Here is a 20,578-nt window from a genome sequence, read left to right as displayed (position 1 = left end):
CGAATCTCTCGGATGTGTTGGCTTTCTGCGTTTATGTCTTCGTTTACAACGATTCCTTAATCACCTGCTTATAGTACCTCACAGAGAGGAAGCCGAAGATCGAATACAGTCCCGTATACAAGGCCATGACGATCAACGTTGGCGTGACGAGTTCGGTTCCGAATAAGAACCAGCCCGATTTGACCGCAAAGTAGCTGTGCGACAACCCGACAATAAGCGGAATGCCGAAATTAAACAGCTGCTTATACATAATCCCCCGCAGCAGATTGCTTTGGCTGAAGCCAAGCTTGCGCAAGATCGTATAATTCGGCTTCTCTTCCTCGCTCTCATCCATCTGTTTGAAGTACAGGATACAGCCTGACGTGATCAGGAACGTAAGGCCAAGGAACGCGACGATGAACATAATCAAACCCATGTTCATCCGCCCGTTCATCAAGATCTCGTATTGCGAGAATGAAGAGAGCGAGTCGTCCTTATTCGTGTCCGCGAAAATTTGCTGCGCCTCTTTCACCTGCGATTGATCCTTAAGGTCTACGCCGTAATACGCCTGCAGATCCTTCTTCTGCGCTTCGTCTTGCAGGTCTTGCCGAAGCTGCTTGTACACGCTGTCATCGACGATCGCGGTCGGGATGCCTCCGCTGTATCGATAAGCCAAGACGCTTCTTTCCTTCGTCTCGATAAGCTGTTGGTGAACCATGCCGCTTCGTCCGATGAAGTCGAATTCACCGGTTTCTTTCATCGCCAAGAAGTTCTGGAGCGCCCCGCTGTAACCCATGAAGATCGCTTCGCTGGGCGCAAGCTCGATACCGTCGACCATCGTCTCGCTGAGCACGGGCGCGATGAAGGTGTGGTCCTCATCCGAGAGAAGCGCGGAAGACGTGAGCGTTGATATATCCATCTCAACGAATATGGGCTCTCTATGAATCACCGTGTAGGCAATCTTGCTGGCATCCAGCTCCGCAAGGAACCGGTCTTTTTCTGCCGCATTGGCGAACGTGAAATCATTCGGAACATCGCTCTGCGATTGCGTCTCGGCGGAGTAGTATGAAATATAGCTGAGCGAGAGCAACCCGATCGCAAGCGCCGATACAGTCGTAATGACCGTGAGCAGCAGCGCGTTCGACTTCATGCGGAACATGATGGAAGACAGGGACAGCACTTCTCCGATAGACAAGTATCCGTTCTTGCTTTTGCGGATCGCGTTGAAGATAAAGCTGACCGACCCTTTGTAGAATAAGTAGGAACCGACGATGACCGCTGCTAGAATGAAGATCATGGCCATCATCAGCTCGCTCATATCCGTGAATCGGCCGGTGAACAAGCCCGCCGAAATATAATAGCCGAGCAGGATGAACGCGATGCCGAGAATGCCGACGACGATTTCGACCGCGGACATTTTCTGGACCGGCTTCTGGGATACGGACACGACCCGGAACAGAGACAGGATCGTCTGCCCTTTGATGAACGTGTAGTTCATCAGCATGATGAGCAGATAGATGGCCGCGAACACGATGACCGTCTGCAGCAGCGCTTCCGGCGAGAATCGCAAGGCCGCGATCTCGTCGATGCCGACGATTCGGAACAGAATCATCAGGATCAGCCTGGAGACGGCGAATCCCGCCGCAATGCCGATCACCATCGCACCAAAGTAAAGAATCAAATTCTCGGCGGTTAGGATCTTGAATATGCGTCCCTTCGTGAGACCGATCAATTGGAATAAGCCGATCTCCTTGCTTCTGCGCTTTATAAAGATCGTGTTCGCATACAGCAGGAAGACCGCGACGATCGCAACCAGCAGCACGGAAGCCGCGCCAAGCGCCGCCGCGCCTTTGACCGAGCCCTTGGCCTCATCCATGGCCGGATCATACTGAAGCGTGACGAAGGAGAAGTACAGCCCGACGCTGAATATAAGCGCGAATACATAGAGATAGTAATTCTTCATGTTCTTCTTCAAGTTCCGAATAATGATCGTGCTTAGGCTCACCCTTGAACACCGCCCAGCACGCCTTGCGTCTTCATAATATCGCTGAGGAGCGATTGCCGGGATTCCTCGCCTTTATGAAGTTGGGTATAAATCTGGCCATCCTTAATAAACACGATACGGCTGCAGTAGCTCGCCGCCACGGGATCGTGCGTGACCATAATAATCGTCGCCGCATGCTTCCCATTCATGCTGCTCAGCTTGTTCAACAGGTCGGAGGCCGACTTCGAATCGAGCGCTCCCGTCGGTTCGTCCGCAAATATAATGCTCGGATCATGCACGAAAGCTCTCGCCGCGGATGTCCGCTGCTTTTGGCCTCCCGAGATCTCGCTTGGATATTTGTCGGCAAGCTCGTAGATTCCGAGTTCGGTTGCGATCTGCTTGAATTTCTCAAGCGCTTCCCGCTTGGACACCTTCTGAACCGATAAGGGCAGGAGCACGTTCTCCTTCACGGTCAGCGTATCGAGCAGATTGTACTCCTGGAAGATAAAACCGAGATGGTTTTTGCGAAATTCAGCCAGTTCTTTCTCCTTCATGCCCGTGAATTGCTTGCCCTCAATCTCGATGGTCCCCTCACTGAGCTTATCGATCGAGGACAGCACGTTCAGCAGGGTCGTCTTACCGGAACCCGAAGCGCCCATGATGCCCACGAATTCGCCTTTATGAACTTGAAGATCAATGCCCTTCAATACTTCCTGCTTATTGAATTTGTTGCCGTATATTTTGCGGATTTTGTTCGCCTCTAGAATGACCATGGCCCTCGCTCCTTTACTCTAATGACCCCATCATACCGTTAACGAACGATGTTTTCCTTCGATTGCCCGAACAAAATCAAAAAGCATGTGACATTGTTGTCACATGCCCGTCATTTGGTCAAAATCGTTCGGTACGGGGAACGCGAGCCGGAACGTCGAGCCCTTCCCATAAACGGATTCCACTTCAATGCGAATATGAAGCGACTCGGCTGCTTTGTGCGCCAGATACAACCCCATTCCCGTAGCCGCGCTATCTTGATGCAGCACGGTCGACGTGAATCCCCGATCGAATATGCGCGGCAAATCCTTCGCGCTGATCCCGCGGCCGTAATCCTGAACCATCAGCATCACATGTCCTTCTTCATGGAAGCTCCTCACCTCAATGTCGGAAGCTTCACTGTATTTGACCGCATTCGTGAGGATCTGCCTCACGATGAAACCGAGCCACTTCGCATCGGTCAGCACGTGGTCCGCCTCCAGAGAGAGGTCAAAGCCGATCCCTTTTTGGATGCACCAGGATCTCAAATCCTTGATTTCCTTATGAATAACCGGCTCCAACCACGTATCCTCGATATACAGATCGTTCTCAATGAAGGGAATCCGCTTCAGATGCAGCTGCTGGTCGAGCAAAAGGTGAATTCGCAGCCATTCGTAGTTAAGCCGGGACTTGAGCGGTTCTTCGGCCAAGCGATCGATCATCAGCTGCATGGCGGTTAGCGGCGTCTTCACTTCATGGATCCAGGACAACAGCTCGTCCTTTTCTTGTTCGAGCAAGAGCATATGGCCGGATGCTTCTTTCTTGTTGCGGAGGCTGTGCGTGGACATCGCCTCCTCCACAATCCGCTCGAAGGGGCTCTCGGCCATGCGCAGGGCAGCCGGGTCGTAGGCATGCTCCATCGCCTCTACCTGCTTGTAAAACTTCGTTTCTTGCTGATATCTCACCATGATGAAGACGAGACAGACCATGGATGACAGCAGCGTAATATACAAGATGGGCATGAGCGGTATCGAAGTGTCGATGAAGGCGACGAACACAATCAGCAGATGCAGGAATAGCAAAAGGAGCAGCCAGCTTCGCCTCTCGACGAGATATCGGCCGATCATAACCCCGCCTCTTCCGTTGCCATGTACCCTTGGCCGACCTTCGTCTCGATGAAGGCGCCGAGTCCGATGATGTCCAGCTTCTTGCGCAGCCGGTTGACATTGACGGTCAGCGTGTTGTCGCTCACGAACTGTTCATTGTCCCATAAACTAGCCATCAGTTCCTCGCGGCTGACAATGATGTTTTTGCGCTCCATGAGATGTTTCAGGATGAACATCTCGTTCTTGGTCAGCTCTACCGTTCCCGTGTCATTGGTAATCGTATTCTTCACATATTCGACGGCGGCGCCCCGCCAGGTTTTCAACTGAACCGGCTCGGCATTGTAATTGTACGCGCGGCGCAGGGTTGCCTGGATCTTGGCGATCAACACATCAAAGTGAAACGGCTTCTGCACGAAGTCGTCGGCGCCAAGCTGCATGGACATGACCATGTCCGTCGGATGATCGCGGGACGAGAGGAAGATGATCGGCACATTCGAATGCGAACGGATCATCCGGCACCAATGGAAGCCGTCAAACTTCGGCAATTGGATGTCAATGATGACGAGATCGGGTCCCGCCTCCGCAAACTCCTGCATGACGCGATCGAACTGCCCGATCCCGTATATCTCATAAGACCATTGGGACAAACGCTCCTTGATTTCATGAAACAGAGTCGCGTCATCCTCAATCAGCATAATTTTGAACATTAATCAGGTCACCACTTTTTCCACCGGAATTGTCCTATACAAGTGTATACGAAACCTTGGTGGGATTAAAGGGTTGTCCGCATTACCGGAGCCAGACGCTCACGTATTCCAGCAAATCCGATTGCAGCGTAACCGGCGTATGCACCTGCCAATGGTTCAGGACCGCAATATGGATGTAGGCGCACCAACCGGTCACGAGCACGAACAGAACGAGCTCGACCTTTCGTTTGCTCGCGGATAATGCCTTCGATCCCGCATAGAAAATGGCGGCATATAGCATAAGGCTCAAGGCTGTGCTCAGCATGCATCATTCCCCTTCCGGTTCTTCGAGCGACTTGAAGGACTTATTGCTGACCCCGATTCGTTCAAGCTTGAAATCCACCGTAAGCTTGAGGTCGGCAGACGCAAATTCCTGATCCCAGTTTTGTTTCATCCGCTTCCACTGCTTCGGATATTTGCGGTGAACCGCCCCAGCAAACCCGAGCACATCCACCTTGTCGCGCTTGCAAGCCTCCCAAGCCGCCATGATGATGCCGTTGATTTCCTTTTGGATGCTGCCTTCCATTCGCTTAATTACCTTCGGATCCTGCAAGTTATCGGTGCAGACCGTTTCCTCCAGCATACCCGCCGACTTCACGTGAACCTCCATCTGCAAGTGGCCGTCCACTATATGCGGCTTTACCTTCGTCTGGGAACGCGTCAGCGTAACGGCGGAATTCATCCCCCCTTGCTGATCCGAGCCGCCTCCGCAATTAAAAGAAATCGAAGCTTGGTTCACTTCGTCGGTCAGGAACGACACGCCGAACGATTCCCGCTGCGAGAACCAACCGTAGAACCGGTCGGATTTGAAGACGGCCAGTCTGCCGAGCTTCAGCCGCGATGGCTGATTGGTCTCGCCCATTTGATTCACCGCATCCACGTTGGGCGAGCCGCTGACCAGGATTTCCGGCATAACGCCGGCTCGGGCGTCCCCGACGATATTCATCGCGAACTTGTACAATTTGACGTGCGGCAGCAGCGAGTAGCTCCTACTCTCGTTGCTAATGATTTGTTGAACGCCTTGGCCGGAGATCGGCTGTATGCTCATCAGCTGACGAAGGATGCGGACGGGACTGCCTTCGGTAATAAGCATGCTGACCGTCTCCCGCGAGTTCGGAAGCCGGAAATAGACATCGATAAGGGAGCTCAGTCCGTAACGGGCCGCCCGTTCGCTTACGACCAGAATCCGGTTATGCGCAAAATACAATTGGCGGGGACTTTCGAGCTTGCTTTTGGCTACCGCTTCCCGAATCGTCCTGGCTTTGGTCGAATGGACGGTGATCGGCGAGATGCCGCCGGCACCTCCGCCTGAGAGCGTGGATATCGCCGAGGGAATGATGAGTTGATACGATACGATCCAATTGTCGCCGATTTTGTCCACGCTCGTCGCAGCCGTGATCCCGAGCTCATTCAGCTCCGTTCGATCCCAGCATCCGGTCAGAAGCATGCAGAGCATTACGCTTGCCAGGAGCCGCGCACCTTGCTTACGCATATTATCCGCTCCCTTCCACACGCTTGGACCATAGGGAAGAAACCACGAGAACAACGCCAATGACAAGAGGCAGCACGATGTTGGACGCGAACAGATCGGGCGTGCCCAACATTAACGTAAACCGGTGGAACTCCGCCGTATTCGCCCAGGAATATTGCGAAGTCAGCAAGATCAATAAACCGAGCAGCAGAATAAACAACCGTTCCGTTTCCAACTTGAACGCCGATATGAAGCAGTGAGCCGCCCCGAATAAAAAGACGGCTAATTTCACGTACATGGTCATGATCCAGAGCGAGATGAACACGATTTCGAGGCGCTCCAAGAAACTGCCGATCTCGACCAAGCTCACGATGACGAAGCTCGGGAAGGTAAGCATTTGCGTAATCTTGTTGCCGAATGTGGCCATGGCAACGATCACGGTAATCAGAATGCCGGAGCCGGCCATCATGACGCCGACGATTCCCGTACGGATGAGCGGAGAATTCTTCCTCAGGTATGGGCCGAGGATCAATAGAAGCGAAACTTCCGAGAGCCAGGCCAATGTCAATAGCGCCCCGTGCATGAACGACATCGGCGTACCTTCCCAGATGGGCAGCAGATTCCTGATCTCTATATTTTCCCCAATCAGGAACAGCCCCATGAACATCAGCACGACCGAAATAAAGAAGATCACGATATTGACGCGGACGATCGTTTCGATACCTTGAATGACGGCGTAGACAACGACAAGCATAATGATGATCTTAAGCAGCAGCTCGGGCGTGTTCGGCATGATTTCTTCGGAGATGAAGTTCGTGAACTCGCGCAGCGTCACGGCTGCCGTCGTCATATAGTAACGCGTCAAGTAGAGACCGAGCAGCGCCGCAACCAACCGGCCGCAGCGCTGCTCAATCCATTGCAGGAACGGGGCGTCCTGATACTGACGGCATACGATGCCGACGAGGATGGCAAGACCGACGCTTATGACCATGCCTGCCAACACCGACAGCCAGGCATTCTGCCCCGCTACTCCGACGACGGCGCCGGGGACGAGCAAGATGCCGGTGGGCACGATCGCGAACATGATCAAGGCCGACGCTTGTAAGGAAGTGATTTTCTCATTCATTCCGATTCCCCTCCTGTAGCGTGATCGGCATCCGGCGGTGCCGGCTTCTGACCCGGAGCTTGCCGCCTGCTGGATTGCGGATCCGATATAAGACGCGGACGGGTCGTCATCGCCCACTTCGGCACGCGGATGAAGACGTCCTTCAGATTCTTGACGGATACCGGCGAGATCGGCAGCAGGAACGGAATGCCGAACGAACGAAGGCCGGCCATATGGATAAGCAGGAACATCAGGCCCGACATAATCCCGAACAGGCCGAATGTTCCCCCCAGAATCATCATGCCGAACCGGATGAGACGGGAAGCCGTCGCCATACTGAGCGAAGGGATGACGAAGTTCGAAATCGCCGTGAACGATACGACGATGACCATTGCCGCCGAGACCAATCCCGCCTGGACGGCGGCCTGGCCGATTACGAGCGCGCCGACGATGGAGATCGCGGAGCCGATTGCCCGCGGCATGCGAACGCCTGCCTCGCGGAGCACTTCGAAGGTCAACTCCATAATGAACGCCTCGACCAGCGCGGGGAACGGGGTGCCCTCCCGCTGCGCGGCCAGACTGATCAGCAGCGTAGTCGGAAGCATTTCCTGATGGAACGTCGAAATCGCAATATAGAGCGACGGCAGCAGCATCGAGACGAAGAAGGAACCATAGCGAATGATGCGCAAGAAGGAAGCGATGTCGAAACGCTGATAGTAGTCCTCGCTCGACTGGAAGAATCGATTAAAGGTAACCGGCGCAAGCAAGACGAATGGGGTGCCGTCCACGAGAATGGCGATCTGCCCCTCCAGAATGCCGCCGACGATGGAGTCCGGCCGTTCCATGTTCAGCAGGGTCGGGAATGGCGTGAAGGTCCGATCTTGAATGAATTCTTCGATATACCCGCTCTCCAGTATGCTGTCGGTATCGATCGACTCCAACCGCTTTTGGATCTCATCGACGATTTTGGCATTGGCAATGTCCTCAATGTAGGAAACGACGACATCGGTCTGCGTCACTTGGCCGATCTTGAATTGGACAAACCTCAGCTTCGACGATTTGATCTTGCGCCGAATCAACGAGATGTTCGTCCCCAGATCCTCGGTGAATCCTTCCTTCGGGCCGCGGATAACCGTCTGCGAACTGGGCTCCTCGACGCTCCGTTTGGCCCCTCCGGGGGTCTGGGCCGCAAGGGCAGACGTGCAGCCGTCGATCAGCAGGACCGTATAGCCGTCCAGCAATGCGGTCAACATCTCTTCGCTGGTAGACAACTCGGCAATGCGGCCGACGGATACCACCTTCTCCTTCAGAAACCGGAAGTAACCGTCACAATTCAGCGGCTTCTGATCACCCAGATCGGGTGCATCCATAAGGGTGTGGATAATGCGGCCGTTCACCGTGTCCATACTGACCAGACCTTCGATATACACCACGCCTACCGATACGGAATCCGTGCCTGAAGGCGTGAACATTCGCGTAACGGTATCCGGGCTATTGCCGAGCTCGGAGTTGATCCAGTTCAGGGCAACTTTCAGCTGCTTCGGAATCGCGGTCGTCATAGGCGCTCTCTCATTCGATGTTTTTTCATATGCATGATCAGCAGCAACAGGATTGGAATGGCGATCTGGAAGATCGGGAAATGGTATTTCAGATTGTATTTGAACCCGATCCATACTTGCGCCATATGGCTCTGGAACAAGAAGGAGCCGATATAAATGACGGCGCCGATCGGTAGGATCATAACTCGGCGCTTCACCTTAAATAAGGTGGAGGCCGTAAGGACGGCCGCGAGGAAATAAGTCGTTTGCTTGACGAACACGCCGGCAAACAATAGCAACGCCACAAAAGGGTCCATCCGCTCGATCAACTCCGTAATTTGCAAGTAACTCGTCCCCAGCATGAACGGCATCGTGCTTACCGTCGAGAGTGGCCCCAGGCTGCTGATAATCGAGATATTGGTAATCAGGATGAACAGCCCGGAGAATGCATAACTCAATATGGAGACTTTGGACATCGGCCGTTCGCCATTATAAAAGCTCCATAGCATCAGGAAGACGACCATTTCGCCGAACGGGAACGAAATGACGCCGGGAATCGCCGCTTTCACGACGGGCTTAATCCCCTTCTCAAGCATCGGCTGCAGCCTGCTCAAATCCATCAGTTCACTGCTCGTCAACATGATGATGAGCGTGATATAGATGAGGAGAATGATCGGCAGCAGAATCTCCGTAAGCCGAAAGAAAACTTCTACCCCTTGATAAACGGCATAGCCCGATAAGAGAACCAGTATGAGCATGATCGCGAACAGCGGAGTATTCGGGAGCATGTAAATAATCATCAGATCCCCGTATTCCCGTACGTTTCGAACCGACTTGTAGCAGAAATAAAGGATATACGTAAACGCAAGCGCCGTTCCGACATACCGCCCAAGATAACTCTTTAGAATTTCCACAAGGTTTTTGCGGGGCTCCATATGTTGGATAGGCAGCGTTACGAATGCCAGCAGCGCAAGACCCGCGATCATCGCGATGAGCGTGGCCATCCATGCATCGCGGTCAGCGTCGCTGGCGAGCAGGAATAACGATGTGCTGCCGATTTGGAATAAGATGATCAGTGCGGTAAGTTGAAAAGTACTCGTACGCTCCATGCCATTGTTCGCCCCTTTCCATGATGGGTGTACGCTCCTTACCGTTACTTTTGCCAATTGCATCCATCCTTATGTATGCTAGTCGAGTTTCGCCTCCCCACCTCTCCATCGGAGGGGCCTCGGCCCTCTGCACACCCCCAATCAGCGTGGTTGTTACAGTCAAAAAAGACACCCGCAATGTGCAAGTGTCTGCGTATCGTTATGAACGACCGGTTACTCGGAGCCGGGAAGCTATCCTCTGCAGTACCATGGCAGCCTCGAAAGCGGCGCCTCTACCTCTGCCTCACACGGTCCGACCACTTCGCTGCCATCATCCCCTATCCACGTGCCCTCCGGGAATACGATGTTCCGGGCCGTTGCGCCCTTCTGGATGACGGGCGCAACCAGGATATTGTCGCCCAGCATGAACTGGTCCGTAATCGTCTCATAGCCTGCACTCGGGAAGACGTAAGCCATGTGCCGCATGATCGGCTCGCCCGTCGCCGCAGCGTGTCTGGCGAGCTCGGTAATCTCGTCGCCCATCCGGCAGTGAAGCTGTGCCGCTTCGATGCAAAGCGCAAGATGCGACTCGCCGAGCACCCGCCATGGAGCCGTCGAGAACTGCATCATCGGGAACAACGCCGAGCATTGGGCGTAGCGGACGAACAATTCGCCGTCCACCTGGAAATCCGGACGGATCAAATCCCCGTACTGGCCGCCGCCGACCATGTCCGGGCAGTTGAAGGCGTAGCCGATCAATCCTTGCGCAAGCCCGTTCGGGATCAGGCTCGCAAGTCCGTCCGTTCCCCAGCTGTGATTCTTGTCGGCCAGCCGCTGAACGAGCGGCTGACCGGCGAGCTTCCAACAAGCGCGGTATTCGTTGAAGGCATACCGAAGGCCGAGTCTTGCCCATATTTCGCACTGCTCGTTCGGCGTTGCCGGTCTCGCCCCGACGTCCGTCGCCTCATAGTACTGCGGGTCTCCGGCATCCAGCTTAAATCCATCGACGCCGTATTGGTCCATCAGCCGGTCCAGCACGCCCGTGAACCAGCTCATCGCTTCCTCATTCGATCCATCGAGAACCGCGCTGTAGCCGTTCCACCACTTGCGAATCACCGGCCTGCCGTCCGCTTCTCTGAGCAGGTATCCTTGTTCGTGCAGATAGCGGAACACTTCGCCGTCCGGACTAATGAACGGGCATACCCACAGCATGACGCGGAAACCAAGCGCATGAAGCTGCTCGATCATCGCCTTCGGATCGGGGAACCGGCCCGGATGAAAGACGAGCGTGCCATAGTCTTCATGCCAATTATCGTCGATCATCAGAATGCCCGGCGGCAATCCGCTGCCAATGATCGCTTCCGCGTATGCCAGAACCTTCTCTTGGGTCGGATGAATGCCCATCTCCATCCACGTATTGTACTGGGGAACGGCGAAGAACACTTCGTCGGGAAGCGTCCCGGACGCCGGGAAGTACGTCTTCGAGGCATAGCGGAAGGCATCGCGCAGATCATCGCCGCCCTGCTCGACCTTGATCGTCCCGGCCTTCCCCTCGACGACCAATTCGCTGCCTTCGAACGCAAAGCGGAATGGTTCCTCCGACCAGATGGATCTTCCTTTGTTCGATAGCAGCAAGGGGCAGGCCTGATTGTACGCAGCATCCCCGAACAGGTCTCTCTGATACGACCGGCTGCCGAATGGCATATGGATACCGTCGCCGACGGCCCCTCCCCACCACTGTTCGTTCTCCGTTAACGCGATTCGAATCATTTCGTTATGCATGATAGCCTCCTAAGGTCGAGAGTTGCGCTTTGGCGTACATCTACCAAGATCGTACAACTGAGCCGAAGGGAAGACAATCTTAAGATCGTGCGCTATACTAGTACAAAATTGACTTTATCTCAGCAGGAGATGATCAGATGCTTAAGCATTCTGCCTATGGATTCCGACACGATGATCATTCGATCTTGACGTTGGATTCGATCGGCTGGCAGGAAATTGACAGCCACGGCTATAACTTCGCAAGCGACGACAGACCCGACGCTGGGCATGTCATCTTTCAATATACGCTAAGCGGCCAAGGTGTTCTGGAATACGAGCAGAAGCGCATCGCCTTGCCGCAAGGCTCGGGTTTCCTGCTCAAAATTCCAAGCGCAAGCCGTTACTATTACGTTGAGCAGCCGGAACCATGGGAGGTGCTCTGGATCAATCTCCGAGGCGAAGAGGCCAGCCGAATTTGGGACATCGTCATGAAGCAGGAAGGCCCCGTCATCTGGCGAGATCCTGATTCGCCCTTGATTCAAGGGCTGTGGAAGCTGCTGCGAACGGTAGCGGAAGACAAGGTGACCGACAAGTACCGATTGTCCGTCTCCGTCTATGAATGGATGCTCACCTTAGTACGAACAAGCCAGGCGGCCGGCAAGGAACTAACGAACAAGTCGAGCGCGCTGATCGAGAAAGCCAAGCGGCTCATGAGGGAGCAGTACGCGCTGCCGCATACGCTCGACTCGATTGCCGAGCACTTGGAGATCAACAAATACCACTTCTGCCGGCTGTTCCAGAAGTCGGAGCAAACCTCGCCGCTCGCCTATTTGCGAGACCGCAGGGTCGAAGCCGCTATCGCGCTGCTGCGGACGACGGATTTGCCGATTCAGGAAATCGGTCAACGCTGCGGCTTCGAGAGCCCGAGTTATTTTGGCAAAGTGTTCCGTGCCTACATGTCCCTCACGCCAACCGAATATCGGCTAAGAGAACTGGAATTCCCTTATGATGCGATCTATTATGAGTAACGCGCGAATGGGTTTATATTGCAATCGGCATTGTTATCTTGTGCTTGTCATCCCAAGAGCCCTATGGTCCCACAATATATCTTCAACCATGGAGGCCTGATTCTCATCGCATGTAACGATCAGGATCACCTCTCCCTTTTTCCCTTTCTTGATTTGAAGCTGATTTTTGTTCCGTTTGATCAGGTAAATCGCCCAATTCAGCGCAACGCCTAGAACAAAACCGAGTAGTGCGCCGGCAATACCCCAAATAATGGGACCCCCTTGCCACACGAACCCCTTACTAGCCCCTATGGTTGAAAACATGAATGCGAAAATCATGCCTTTATCCATAAAGGACAGCCCATCCGCCCGGTGAATATTATCTAGAAGTCTCGGTTCTTTTTTACGCAGATCGAGCGTTGCCGCGTAAATCGTCGTTATGCCCTTTTCCTCCAGTTCCGTAATCGCGATTTCGAGTAAAGTGGAGTATTCGAATGTAGCCAGAATCTGCATCATGTTTTGTCTCCCGTGGTTATTAGATGTCCAACTGGCTGGTAATTTTCTTCCAAGTATTTTTTTTGTACATCATTGAACAGTTTGTTATTCTCGACGGTATTCGTATAAGCATCATAGATCGTAAAGAAGTAGTAGGAGGGAAAATACATGAGCCACTGCGCGTCGAGGACAGAAGAAGACTTGCTCACATCTCCCAATATTAGATAGTGGAGCGCCAGGATAAAATTCGAATGCCACATAATGACAATCGTGCTGACCAGAATAAATACAGCCAAAACGATACGATGGAGATACAATTGTCCGACGCTTGGGATTCCCATTGACCAGACGGCAGCTACCCATGGACTGCGTTTATCCAGGTAATTGATCTCGAGCGCTCCTATAGTAAACTCGTTGAACCGTCCGTTTTCCCTTTGGGCGAGAAGCGTAACTTTATTCAGATCGACAGCTGTTCGGTAACTGTCATAGATCGCGAATAAGTAAACCGGAATATACAATGACATAAATTTAGGATCCAATACGTCTCTGGCTGCTTGGAATTGACCGTTAAACGTAAGCACCATGGCTAAGTTCAAATGAATTTTTTGGTTAATGAACATCTCCCACAAAATTAACGCATACCCGCGCAAATACTTATTTAAGAGCAAATGTCCAAAACCAGGGAATGCCATGGACCAGCAGGCCAATGTATACGGGTTTCGCTTATGCAGTTGAGTAGTCCCCAACATGCTGACATGCGCGATATACCTTCTATTACGAAATCGGTTTCTGAAATTTTCCATGCCGCCTCCGGGTTTACCAATTTATCCTATGATTTCATATTGACCGAAAGGCTATTCATTCACTGCACGCCAATGTCAAAAAGGAAGCTCCTGCCGCGGCGGCAACCTGCTCCCGAACCAATCTCGTCCCCCAAGCACAAAAAAAGAGCGGCACACGTCGTGTGCCGCCATCAATAGCCAGTGCGAGCATAAATAAAACCGTTAAACCAGTGATTTTGCTTCGCACCTTATTATAGTATGAATGCAATCGTAAGGAGTAATAGATACATTTCGGAGGGGACATAGATCCCGCCTATGGATGCAGTACCTTGTAACTGACTTTCTTACGAACGCAACGCGGCGTCGGAGACGTACACATACCGCTCGAACCGCGCCAAGACATGGCTCTTCTGCGTCGGATACCGATCGTATAGATAGTCGACAAAATAACCGGGATGCTCCGAATTGCCGGCGAACATATCGTAATGAAGCGGAATGACGGTCTCGAAACCGGCTGCGACCGCGAGTTCTGCCGCTTCCCGATAATTCATGTTGCCAACGATATTCATTGCATTGCGGAACGGGTCGCGCCCATTGATCGGCACCATGCCGAGGTCGATCGATTCGGCTTGCAGCGCTTCGATCAATCCGGGATATACGATCGTGTCGCCGGCGTGATACAGGGTAACGCCATTAAGTTCCACCACATAACCGACGAAGCGGTGGTCCAGTTCATCATCGTATTCCAGCTCTTCATGGGCAGAAGGCAGCGGCTTGATCCGAAATCCGGGGCCGTTCCACCATTCATTCGACCGTGCCTGAATCAGCTTCTCGGGTTGAACGCCGAGCCGCAGCATCGGCTCCCGGCAGTATCCGGGAGCCATATAGAACGTGTCGCCGTGAGCCGCAGCCAATGCCGCGATCGTATCCGGATCCATATGATCCATATGGTCATGGGTAATCAACACATAGTGCGCATTCGTCATTTGCTCCGGCTTCAAAGGCGGCTCGAAAGCCCGATGCGGCGATGGCGTCAAGTACGGATCGATGTACAGGACCACATCCCCGCCTTTCACGACGACGCTGCATTGGCCGAGAAACCAAATCGCCAGCATACCGAACGGTACGCGGGTTTCGTCGATCTCCCTGATGAGCGCTTCCCCGATTCTCGTGAATGGTTTGTTCGTGTTCGTCATAAGCCAATCCCCCCATTGATGTGCAACTCGGTGCCGGTTACTTGGCTCGATTCATCGGACAAGAGATAGACGGCTCCATACGCAATGTCTTCAGGCGTCTGCATGCGGCCCGAAGGGATATGGGACGAGGCCTTCGTCTGCAAATCCTCCAGGCTTACGCCATTGTTCCGGTGAAGCTCGATCTCGCCTTCGGAGGCAACCCAGCCGACGGTAACCCAGTTCGAGCGGATACGATCCCTGCCATGATGGGCAGCGATGTGGCGGTTTAACGTCAGCATCGCCCCTTTCGAACAGGAATACGCGGCCAATTCTTTTGCTCCTTTGTAACCGTTCGTCGAACCCATATGGACGATAGAACCGCCGCCGGATTGCTGCATCGACTGAATGGCGTACATCGAACAGAAGAAGGCGCCCTTCAAGTTGACGGCAAAAATCGAATCGAACAGCTCCTCCGACGTATCCACCATGGTGCCTCGAGGGAAGATACCCGCGTTGTTGACCAGCCCGTCCACTCTGCCGTAGCGGTTCACCGTTTCGTGAATCAACTGCTTGCACGCCGCTTCGCGGCTGATGTCCCCTTGGACGAACAACGCCTCTGCATGATGAACGTCCTTGATCTCCTGGACGACGCTTGCGCCGTCCTGTTCATTCCTTCCCCCAAGCACAACTACAGCACCTTCTTGGGCGCACATTAGCGCGACTCCTTTGCCGATGCCCTTCGTGCCGCCCGTGATGACGATTACCTTGCCTTGAAGCCGGCTTCCCACGTTAGCCCTCCTTCCATTGCATACGCATGCCATACCATTACTTTCTTTTACCCGAAGCCCGATCCTCTGATAACCCGCTTCCGCACGCTATTGTTGTACGAGTCCCAGTCGGCCTAGATTACGATAGCTGATCGCCAGGCTATCGAACGGATCCCGGCGGCTCAGATCCTGTTCGACGACAAGCCATTCCGTCCCGATAGCCTCAGCCACTTCCGCGATTGCCGCAAAATCAAGAATCCCCTCGCCAACCTCAGCGTAGAACTGTTCTTCGCCCGGCTCCATGTCCTTGATATGAAGCAGCGGGCAGCGGTTGTGGAGCTTACTCAGATAAGCTGCCGGATCTTCTCCCCCGCGCCTCACCCAGTAGGTATCGATCTCCAGCTTTACGAATTCAGGATCGGTTTCCCGAAGCAGGATATCGAGGATGTACTCGCCGTCGATCTTCTTAAACTCCCAATCATGATTGTGATACAGGAATTGCTTGTCCAGCCGCCGGAAGGCTTCTCCAATCCGGTTCATCTCCCTTGCCTTGCGCAGAACGTCCTCCATAGAACCATCGAAGAGCATCGATACCGTCACGAACTTGCCGTTTACTTCATCCAGATAATTAGCGGTCTCCTCGATATCGAAATCAAGGCTGTTGAATCCGCCCCACGTATTGATCACCTGCAGCCCAAGGCGCTTCAGCAGCGCCTTCTGTTCCTGGACGGTCATGCCTTCCGGAGGCCTGCCGAGCTCTACGCCCCGATAGCCAATCCGAGCGGCTTTCTCCAGGGAGCCTGCATAGTCCTCCGCTAACTGCTTGTGAATCGTATAAGGCTGGAATGCGATCGGAAACGGTTTCATATCTGATCATCCTTTCTCTCGACTGAGAATGCAAGACTTTCTTCGTTATCGCTAGCTGTCCAGCTGATTATATTTAAGCCCAAGCGGCAGCGGCGCGGGACGGTCTGCCTTCGTATGGATAGGAACGTGCTGATTCGTCGTCGAAGCTTCGAATATCCCGAGCGATATGTCCAGCACATGCTCCGCCAATCGGCCGCTCGCCCGATGAGGCCGGCCGGTGCGAATCGCATACGCCATGTCCGCGACGCCTATTCCTCTGCTATCTTCCGTGAATCCGTGCGACAGCGGAAGCTCCTTCGTCTCGCCGCCGCGGGACTGGATGGTGATCAAGCTGCCAAGGCCCGGTACAGGACCGAAGAAGTTCGGATCGGGCACCGTCATATTCCCCTCTGTCCCGTAGATCTCCAATCTCGGCTTATAACCGAAGCTTTCTTTGGCTGCCTGCAAGCTTGCGACTGCGCCGCTGTGGAAGTCCAATACCGCCGTAACGTTGGTAGGCGCTTCGATCGGAACGGTATCCCCGTAGCGCGGCGACTTGAGATTCTCGATCGTCAGCTCTTGGCGGAGCTGCTGTGCCGAACCGGTCACTCTTCGCACCGAACCTAGCAGATGAACCAAGGCCGTCAAATAATAAGGTCCCATATCCATGATCGGATCGCCGCCAAGCTTGAAGAAATTGTGGAAGTTCGGATGCATCCCGTCTCCGGCATTCCCCATAATAATCGTCGCGTTAGCGGCATATGGGGTACCGATCCAACCATCATCGATGAGCTTGCGGCAGGTTTGCAGCGCGCCGCCCAAGAACGTATCGGGCGCACAGCCGACGAGCATACCTTTGGACTCGGCAAGCGTCAACACCTCATGCGCATCTTCCCGCGTCAGGGCAAAAGGTTTCTCGGTGTATACGTGCTTGCCGGCTTGGAGCGCCTTCAGGTTGATTGCGGCATGTACGGCTGGGGCGGTTAGATTGAGAACGATTTCAATTTCCGGATCGGCGAGCAGCTCGTCCACCGTACAAGCTGCAGGCACGTTGAACTCCTCCGCACGCTTCTTGGCCAGCTCCGTAACCAGATCGGCGCAAGCGGTCACATTCACGACGTGGTTGAACACTTGGGTCAAATTTTTCAAATAAATGCCGCTTATCATGCCGCAGCCTATGAGGCCTACATTCACTCTCTTCATCGCAATCCCCTATTCTCTTCAGATTAATAGCGTTCCGTTTACTATATTCTGAGGGGATGCCTTGTTATGCTTGCGCAGCGATTCGATGAACGAAATTTAGGCTAAACAAAAATAAACCGACCCCATCACTAGACAGGAATCGGTGGTTTGCACTCATGCTCTGCATGGTATTTATTCTTGGATAGCGGTATCGGCCGCAAGCTTCGTTACGACAACGGTAAAAATAAACATCGTCCCGTCCTTGCATATGGACAAGCCAAGTCCCGTTCCGCCAAGATTGTTCGTGACCGAATTGTCGATCTGAGTAAACGGCTGAAACAAGTGGCCCATCTTATCCGAGGAGATGCCGATACCGGTATCTTCCACGACAAATTCCAGCTGCACGCTAGCTCCCGCTTCGCGCCGCTTGTTCACATAGAGAAGCCGCCTATGAAACTAGCAGGTTTCCGGTCTAGGTCGCAATGGCCGCATCCATCAGTCCTTTGATATAACCTACGCCATAGAGCCGTCCGAGCAGCTCATAGCCGGGGTTCGAATTGTCCTCCCCTTCCATCGTCGGCACGTGGTCAGGTCTGCAAGGCCCGTCGAAGCCGACCTCCCGGTACGTCTTCATGGCTTCGAACATATTCGTCACGCCGTCGTCATGGAACGTTTCTTCGAATTTCTCCGGCGTACCGCGGACGTCCCGGAAATGGACGAAGAAGATTTTGTCCAAGGCAGCGAACCTGCGGATCACGTCGGGGATATGCTCTCCGGCCGTCGCGAGCGTCCCTTGGCAGAGCGTGATGCCGCTGTATTCGCTCGGCACCAGATCGATTGCCCGCTGCAGCGCATCCGCGCTGCGCAGAATACGGGAGACGCCGCGGATTGGCGTGATCGGCGGATCGTCGGGATGGAGCGCCAGCTTGACCTTCGCCTTCTCGGCGACCGGGACGATGCGCGTCAGGAAATAGTGCAGATTCTCCCATAGCTGCTCCTCGGTAACGATGCCCGCTTCGGTAAGCGGAGCGTCCTTCATCAGGGAATGATCATAGCTGGAGACGAGCGCCCCTCCGCGCGTCCGCGTCGTCGTGGACGTCCGGAACCAATTGAACTGTGCCATGAAGTTGTAGCACAATACCCCAATGCCCAGCTTCCCCAAATTGGTGATGAATTGCTGCATGACTTCAATCTCTTCATCGCGCCCCGGCAGTCCCAGCTTGATCTTGTTCGTTGGCGGCAGCGATTCAATAACCGCAAGATTGAAGCCGAAATCTTCGAACCGCTTCTTCATATGGAGCAGATTCATATAATCCCACGGCTTCCAACCGTTCTCTTCCCTTGGCAGAGGACCTACGGCGTGTTGAATGCCCATCTGTTTGGCCAGATGCCATAGCCGGGTCGGATGGGACGGGAAAAATTCAGCTAATTGCATGTCGCTTCGCGCCACCTTTCTACTTTTTGCTCAGTTTCTCCTCGGTTTCCTGCCCTTTCTCCACGATGTTCTCGTAAGCTTTCTCCAGCGACTGCTTGCCGAACATGACCGACTCCATCTCCGTCTGGTACGTCTTCACGAAGTCCTCCCAGCCCGGAGGCGCCGGGTAGAACGGCAGCGCTTTATCCAGCGCCGTGTTCAGCAGGTCTTTGCCGATCGTATCCATCTTCGTCATCGTCGGCTCCAGCTCTTTATAGATTTCCTCGTTGATCGGAATACCGCGCGTCATCCCGAGCGCTTGGCCGGCTTCCTTGTCGGAGATGAACCAACGCACGAACTGCTTCGCCTCCTCCTTATTCTTGGAGGAGCTGCTGACGCTTAAGAAAATCGTTGCCTGCGCCCAGCCGCCGCCGGACGGACCGGTCGGGTTGTTCACGACGCCTACCTTGCCGGGCAGCATCCCTTCCAGGACGCTGACGGAACCGACCGTCGCCGTCCGGGTCATGACAGTACCCGATGCCATCGGATCGGCCTTCGGATCGTTCTCCTTGAAGGCGCTTTGCACTTGCGCCGGCGGCACGATCTTATCTTTGCGGAATTGTTCGTACGTCTGCTGGAATTGGAACCACAAGTCTTTATCCAGATTGAACTTCACGCCATCGACCATGATCGGGTCTTTGCCCTGGGAAGTCTGATAGAATTGGAACCAATCCCAGCCCGCCGAGTTGTCGGCGATGCCGTACTTGCCCTCCGGCAGCTTGGCGCGCGCCTCCTTCGCGAAGGCGAAGTAATCGTCCCACGTCCAGTCTTTGGCCGGCAGCGTGATGCCCGCCGCTTCCAGATCGGCCTTGTTGTAGGCGAGACCGGTCCCGTTATGGCTGAGCGGAATCCCGTATAATTTGCCGTCGATCTTGAGTTTCTCGATCAGCTTGGAATCTACGATGCCGCTTAAGTCGATGTCGGACAAATCCTCCAGCAGTCCGCGTTTCGCGTAATCCTGAATATATGCGCCGTCCATCTGCAGCACATCGGTCATCGATTTCGAGGCGGCGAGCGTCGCCAGCTTCGTCCAGAAGGCATCCCAGGCCAGATATTCCGGCGTAAAGGTAACGTTCGTCGTCTGCTTGCTATATAGATCCAACGCCTTCAAGGTCGCTTGATGCCTCGCATCCGGTCCCCACCACATGATTTTCAGGTTGACCGGCTTGACCGCGCTGCCGCCGCTTCCTTCATCGTTGGCGTTCGGCGCGCCGCCTCCCTCCCCGTTATTGCCGCCGCTGCAGCCTGCCAGCGCCAGCGCAACGGTCAGCAGGGTTAGGCCCAGCCTCCATTTGCTCTTTTTACTTGCTTTGGTCATACCG

20 protein-coding genes are annotated in these 20,578 nt (G+C 54.0%); 1 reads left to right on the top strand and 19 read right to left on the bottom strand.

Features of this window, described 5'->3' with window-relative positions; all coding sequences use genetic code 11:
* Positions 1-43: 43 nt before the first annotated feature.
* The 10 genes from FHS18_RS25235 to FHS18_RS25190 form a co-directional block, all read right to left on the bottom strand.
* Complete coding sequence (locus tag FHS18_RS25235; protein WP_183603165.1) at positions 44-1,984, bottom strand: FtsX-like permease family protein; 1,941 nt, start codon at positions 1,982-1,984, stop codon at positions 44-46.
* On the bottom strand, positions 1,981-2,736 hold the full coding sequence (locus FHS18_RS25230) for an ABC transporter ATP-binding protein (protein WP_183603164.1): 756 nt from the start codon (positions 2,734-2,736) through the stop codon (positions 1,981-1,983). The genes FHS18_RS25235 and FHS18_RS25230 overlap by 4 nt, the downstream gene beginning before the upstream one ends.
* Positions 2,737-2,835: 99 nt before the next feature.
* Complete coding sequence (locus FHS18_RS25225) at positions 2,836-3,840, bottom strand: sensor histidine kinase (RefSeq protein WP_183603163.1); 1,005 nt, start codon at positions 3,838-3,840, stop codon at positions 2,836-2,838.
* Entirely contained in the window at positions 3,837-4,526 is a 690-nt protein-coding gene (locus FHS18_RS25220; protein WP_183603162.1) for a response regulator transcription factor, read from the bottom strand. Before FHS18_RS25220 ends, FHS18_RS25225 begins: the two co-directional genes overlap by 4 nt.
* A gap of 82 nt (positions 4,527-4,608) precedes the next feature.
* Complete coding sequence (locus FHS18_RS25215) at positions 4,609-4,830, bottom strand: hypothetical protein (protein ID WP_183603161.1); 222 nt, start codon at positions 4,828-4,830, stop codon at positions 4,609-4,611.
* A gap of 3 nt (positions 4,831-4,833) precedes the next feature.
* Positions 4,834-6,057 (bottom strand): Ger(x)C family spore germination protein, encoded by a 1,224-nt coding sequence (locus tag FHS18_RS25210; RefSeq protein ID WP_183603160.1) that lies wholly within the window; start codon positions 6,055-6,057, stop codon positions 4,834-4,836.
* Between the two features lies 1 nt (position 6,058).
* Complete coding sequence (locus FHS18_RS25205; protein ID WP_183603159.1) at positions 6,059-7,162, bottom strand: GerAB/ArcD/ProY family transporter; 1,104 nt, start codon at positions 7,160-7,162, stop codon at positions 6,059-6,061.
* Positions 7,159-8,700, bottom strand: coding sequence for a spore germination protein (locus FHS18_RS25200; RefSeq protein WP_183603158.1), 1,542 nt, complete (start codon positions 8,698-8,700; stop codon positions 7,159-7,161). Before FHS18_RS25200 ends, FHS18_RS25205 begins: the two co-directional genes overlap by 4 nt.
* The gene (locus FHS18_RS25195) at positions 8,697-9,788 is read right to left on the bottom strand and encodes a GerAB/ArcD/ProY family transporter (RefSeq protein WP_183603157.1); all 1,092 of its coding nucleotides are present in this window, start codon (positions 9,786-9,788) and stop codon (positions 8,697-8,699) included. Before FHS18_RS25195 ends, FHS18_RS25200 begins: the two co-directional genes overlap by 4 nt.
* A 231-nt stretch (positions 9,789-10,019) precedes the next feature.
* On the bottom strand, positions 10,020-11,549 hold the full coding sequence (locus FHS18_RS25190) for a glycoside hydrolase family 31 protein (RefSeq protein WP_183603156.1): 1,530 nt from the start codon (positions 11,547-11,549) through the stop codon (positions 10,020-10,022).
* A gap of 137 nt (positions 11,550-11,686) precedes the next feature.
* Here FHS18_RS25190 and FHS18_RS25185 point away from each other — a divergent pair, with 137 nt between their 5' ends.
* Positions 11,687-12,556: an AraC family transcriptional regulator gene (locus FHS18_RS25185; RefSeq protein WP_183603155.1), complete on the top strand. Its 870-nt coding sequence runs from the start codon at positions 11,687-11,689 to the stop codon at positions 12,554-12,556.
* 33 nt (positions 12,557-12,589) lie between these two features.
* Here the strand turns inward: FHS18_RS25185 and FHS18_RS25180 are convergent, their stop codons facing one another.
* The 9 genes from FHS18_RS25180 to FHS18_RS25140 all read right to left on the bottom strand — a co-directional run bounded on the left by FHS18_RS25180 (position 12,590) and on the right by FHS18_RS25140 (position 20,574).
* The gene (locus FHS18_RS25180) at positions 12,590-13,051 is read right to left on the bottom strand and encodes a hypothetical protein (RefSeq protein ID WP_246427901.1); all 462 of its coding nucleotides are present in this window, start codon (positions 13,049-13,051) and stop codon (positions 12,590-12,592) included.
* The gene (locus FHS18_RS35270) at positions 13,048-13,554 is read right to left on the bottom strand and encodes a hypothetical protein (protein WP_343060673.1); all 507 of its coding nucleotides are present in this window, start codon (positions 13,552-13,554) and stop codon (positions 13,048-13,050) included. Before FHS18_RS35270 ends, FHS18_RS25180 begins: the two co-directional genes overlap by 4 nt.
* Before the next feature lie 602 nt (positions 13,555-14,156).
* A complete protein-coding gene (locus FHS18_RS25170; protein ID WP_183603153.1) occupies positions 14,157-15,008 on the bottom strand; it encodes an MBL fold metallo-hydrolase in 852 nt (283 codons plus the stop codon).
* Positions 15,005-15,775 carry a glucose 1-dehydrogenase gene (locus tag FHS18_RS25165; RefSeq protein ID WP_183603152.1) on the bottom strand — a complete coding sequence of 257 codons (771 nt, stop codon included), beginning with the start codon at positions 15,773-15,775 and terminating at the stop codon, positions 15,005-15,007. The genes FHS18_RS25170 and FHS18_RS25165 overlap by 4 nt, the downstream gene beginning before the upstream one ends.
* A gap of 87 nt (positions 15,776-15,862) precedes the next feature.
* Positions 15,863-16,621 (bottom strand): sugar phosphate isomerase/epimerase family protein, encoded by a 759-nt coding sequence (locus FHS18_RS25160; protein ID WP_183603151.1) that lies wholly within the window; start codon positions 16,619-16,621, stop codon positions 15,863-15,865.
* Positions 16,622-16,672: 51 nt separating this feature from the next.
* A complete protein-coding gene (locus FHS18_RS25155) occupies positions 16,673-17,803 on the bottom strand; it encodes a Gfo/Idh/MocA family protein (RefSeq protein ID WP_183603150.1) in 1,131 nt (376 codons plus the stop codon).
* A 171-nt stretch (positions 17,804-17,974) separates the two neighbouring features.
* Positions 17,975-18,217 (bottom strand): ATP-binding protein, encoded by a 243-nt coding sequence (locus FHS18_RS35030; RefSeq protein ID WP_183603149.1) that lies wholly within the window; start codon positions 18,215-18,217, stop codon positions 17,975-17,977.
* A 37-nt stretch (positions 18,218-18,254) separates the two neighbouring features.
* On the bottom strand, positions 18,255-19,217 hold the full coding sequence (locus FHS18_RS25145; RefSeq protein WP_183603148.1) for a mannonate dehydratase: 963 nt from the start codon (positions 19,215-19,217) through the stop codon (positions 18,255-18,257).
* Positions 19,218-19,236: 19 nt separating this feature from the next.
* Positions 19,237-20,574: an ABC transporter substrate-binding protein gene (locus FHS18_RS25140; RefSeq protein ID WP_183603147.1), complete on the bottom strand. Its 1,338-nt coding sequence runs from the start codon at positions 20,572-20,574 to the stop codon at positions 19,237-19,239.
* Between the last annotated feature and the right edge of the window lie 4 nt (positions 20,575-20,578).

Origin of the sequence: Paenibacillus phyllosphaerae (assembly GCF_014192105.1) — a bacterium.
Taxonomy (GTDB): domain Bacteria; phylum Bacillota; class Bacilli; order Paenibacillales; family Paenibacillaceae; genus Paenibacillus_Z; species Paenibacillus_Z phyllosphaerae.
Note: the sequence above shows the minus strand (reverse complement) of the source record. Positions and strands in the feature narration are given on the sequence as shown.

Excerpts from the sequence above, each read along its gene's own strand:
- FHS18_RS25230 (WP_183603164.1), bottom strand. The coding sequence starts at position 2,736 with ATGGTCATTCTAGAGGCGAACAAAATCCGCAAAATATACGGCAACAAA.
- FHS18_RS25225 (WP_183603163.1), bottom strand. The coding sequence starts at position 3,840 with ATGATCGGCCGATATCTCGTCGAGAGGCGAAGCTGGCTGCTCCTTTTG.
- FHS18_RS25220 (WP_183603162.1), bottom strand. The coding sequence starts at position 4,526 with ATGTTCAAAATTATGCTGATTGAGGATGACGCGACTCTGTTTCATGAA.
- FHS18_RS25215 (WP_183603161.1), bottom strand. The coding sequence starts at position 4,830 with ATGCTGAGCACAGCCTTGAGCCTTATGCTATATGCCGCCATTTTCTAT.
- FHS18_RS25210 (WP_183603160.1), bottom strand. The coding sequence starts at position 6,057 with ATGCGTAAGCAAGGTGCGCGGCTCCTGGCAAGCGTAATGCTCTGCATG.
- FHS18_RS25205 (WP_183603159.1), bottom strand. The coding sequence starts at position 7,162 with ATGAATGAGAAAATCACTTCCTTACAAGCGTCGGCCTTGATCATGTTC.
- FHS18_RS25200 (WP_183603158.1), bottom strand. The coding sequence starts at position 8,700 with ATGACGACCGCGATTCCGAAGCAGCTGAAAGTTGCCCTGAACTGGATC.
- FHS18_RS25195 (WP_183603157.1), bottom strand. The coding sequence starts at position 9,788 with ATGGAGCGTACGAGTACTTTTCAACTTACCGCACTGATCATCTTATTC.
- FHS18_RS25190 (WP_183603156.1), bottom strand. The coding sequence starts at position 11,549 with ATGCATAACGAAATGATTCGAATCGCGTTAACGGAGAACGAACAGTGG.
- FHS18_RS25185 (WP_183603155.1), top strand. The coding sequence starts at position 11,687 with ATGCTTAAGCATTCTGCCTATGGATTCCGACACGATGATCATTCGATC.
- FHS18_RS25180 (WP_246427901.1), bottom strand. The coding sequence starts at position 13,051 with ATGATGCAGATTCTGGCTACATTCGAATACTCCACTTTACTCGAAATC.
- FHS18_RS35270 (WP_343060673.1), bottom strand. The coding sequence starts at position 13,554 with ATGTCATTGTATATTCCGGTTTACTTATTCGCGATCTATGACAGTTAC.
- FHS18_RS25170 (WP_183603153.1), bottom strand. The coding sequence starts at position 15,008 with ATGACGAACACGAACAAACCATTCACGAGAATCGGGGAAGCGCTCATC.
- FHS18_RS25160 (WP_183603151.1), bottom strand. The coding sequence starts at position 16,621 with ATGAAACCGTTTCCGATCGCATTCCAGCCTTATACGATTCACAAGCAG.
- FHS18_RS25155 (WP_183603150.1), bottom strand. The coding sequence starts at position 17,803 with ATGAAGAGAGTGAATGTAGGCCTCATAGGCTGCGGCATGATAAGCGGC.
- FHS18_RS25145 (WP_183603148.1), bottom strand. The coding sequence starts at position 19,217 with ATGCAATTAGCTGAATTTTTCCCGTCCCATCCGACCCGGCTATGGCAT.
- FHS18_RS25140 (WP_183603147.1), bottom strand. The coding sequence starts at position 20,574 with ATGACCAAAGCAAGTAAAAAGAGCAAATGGAGGCTGGGCCTAACCCTG.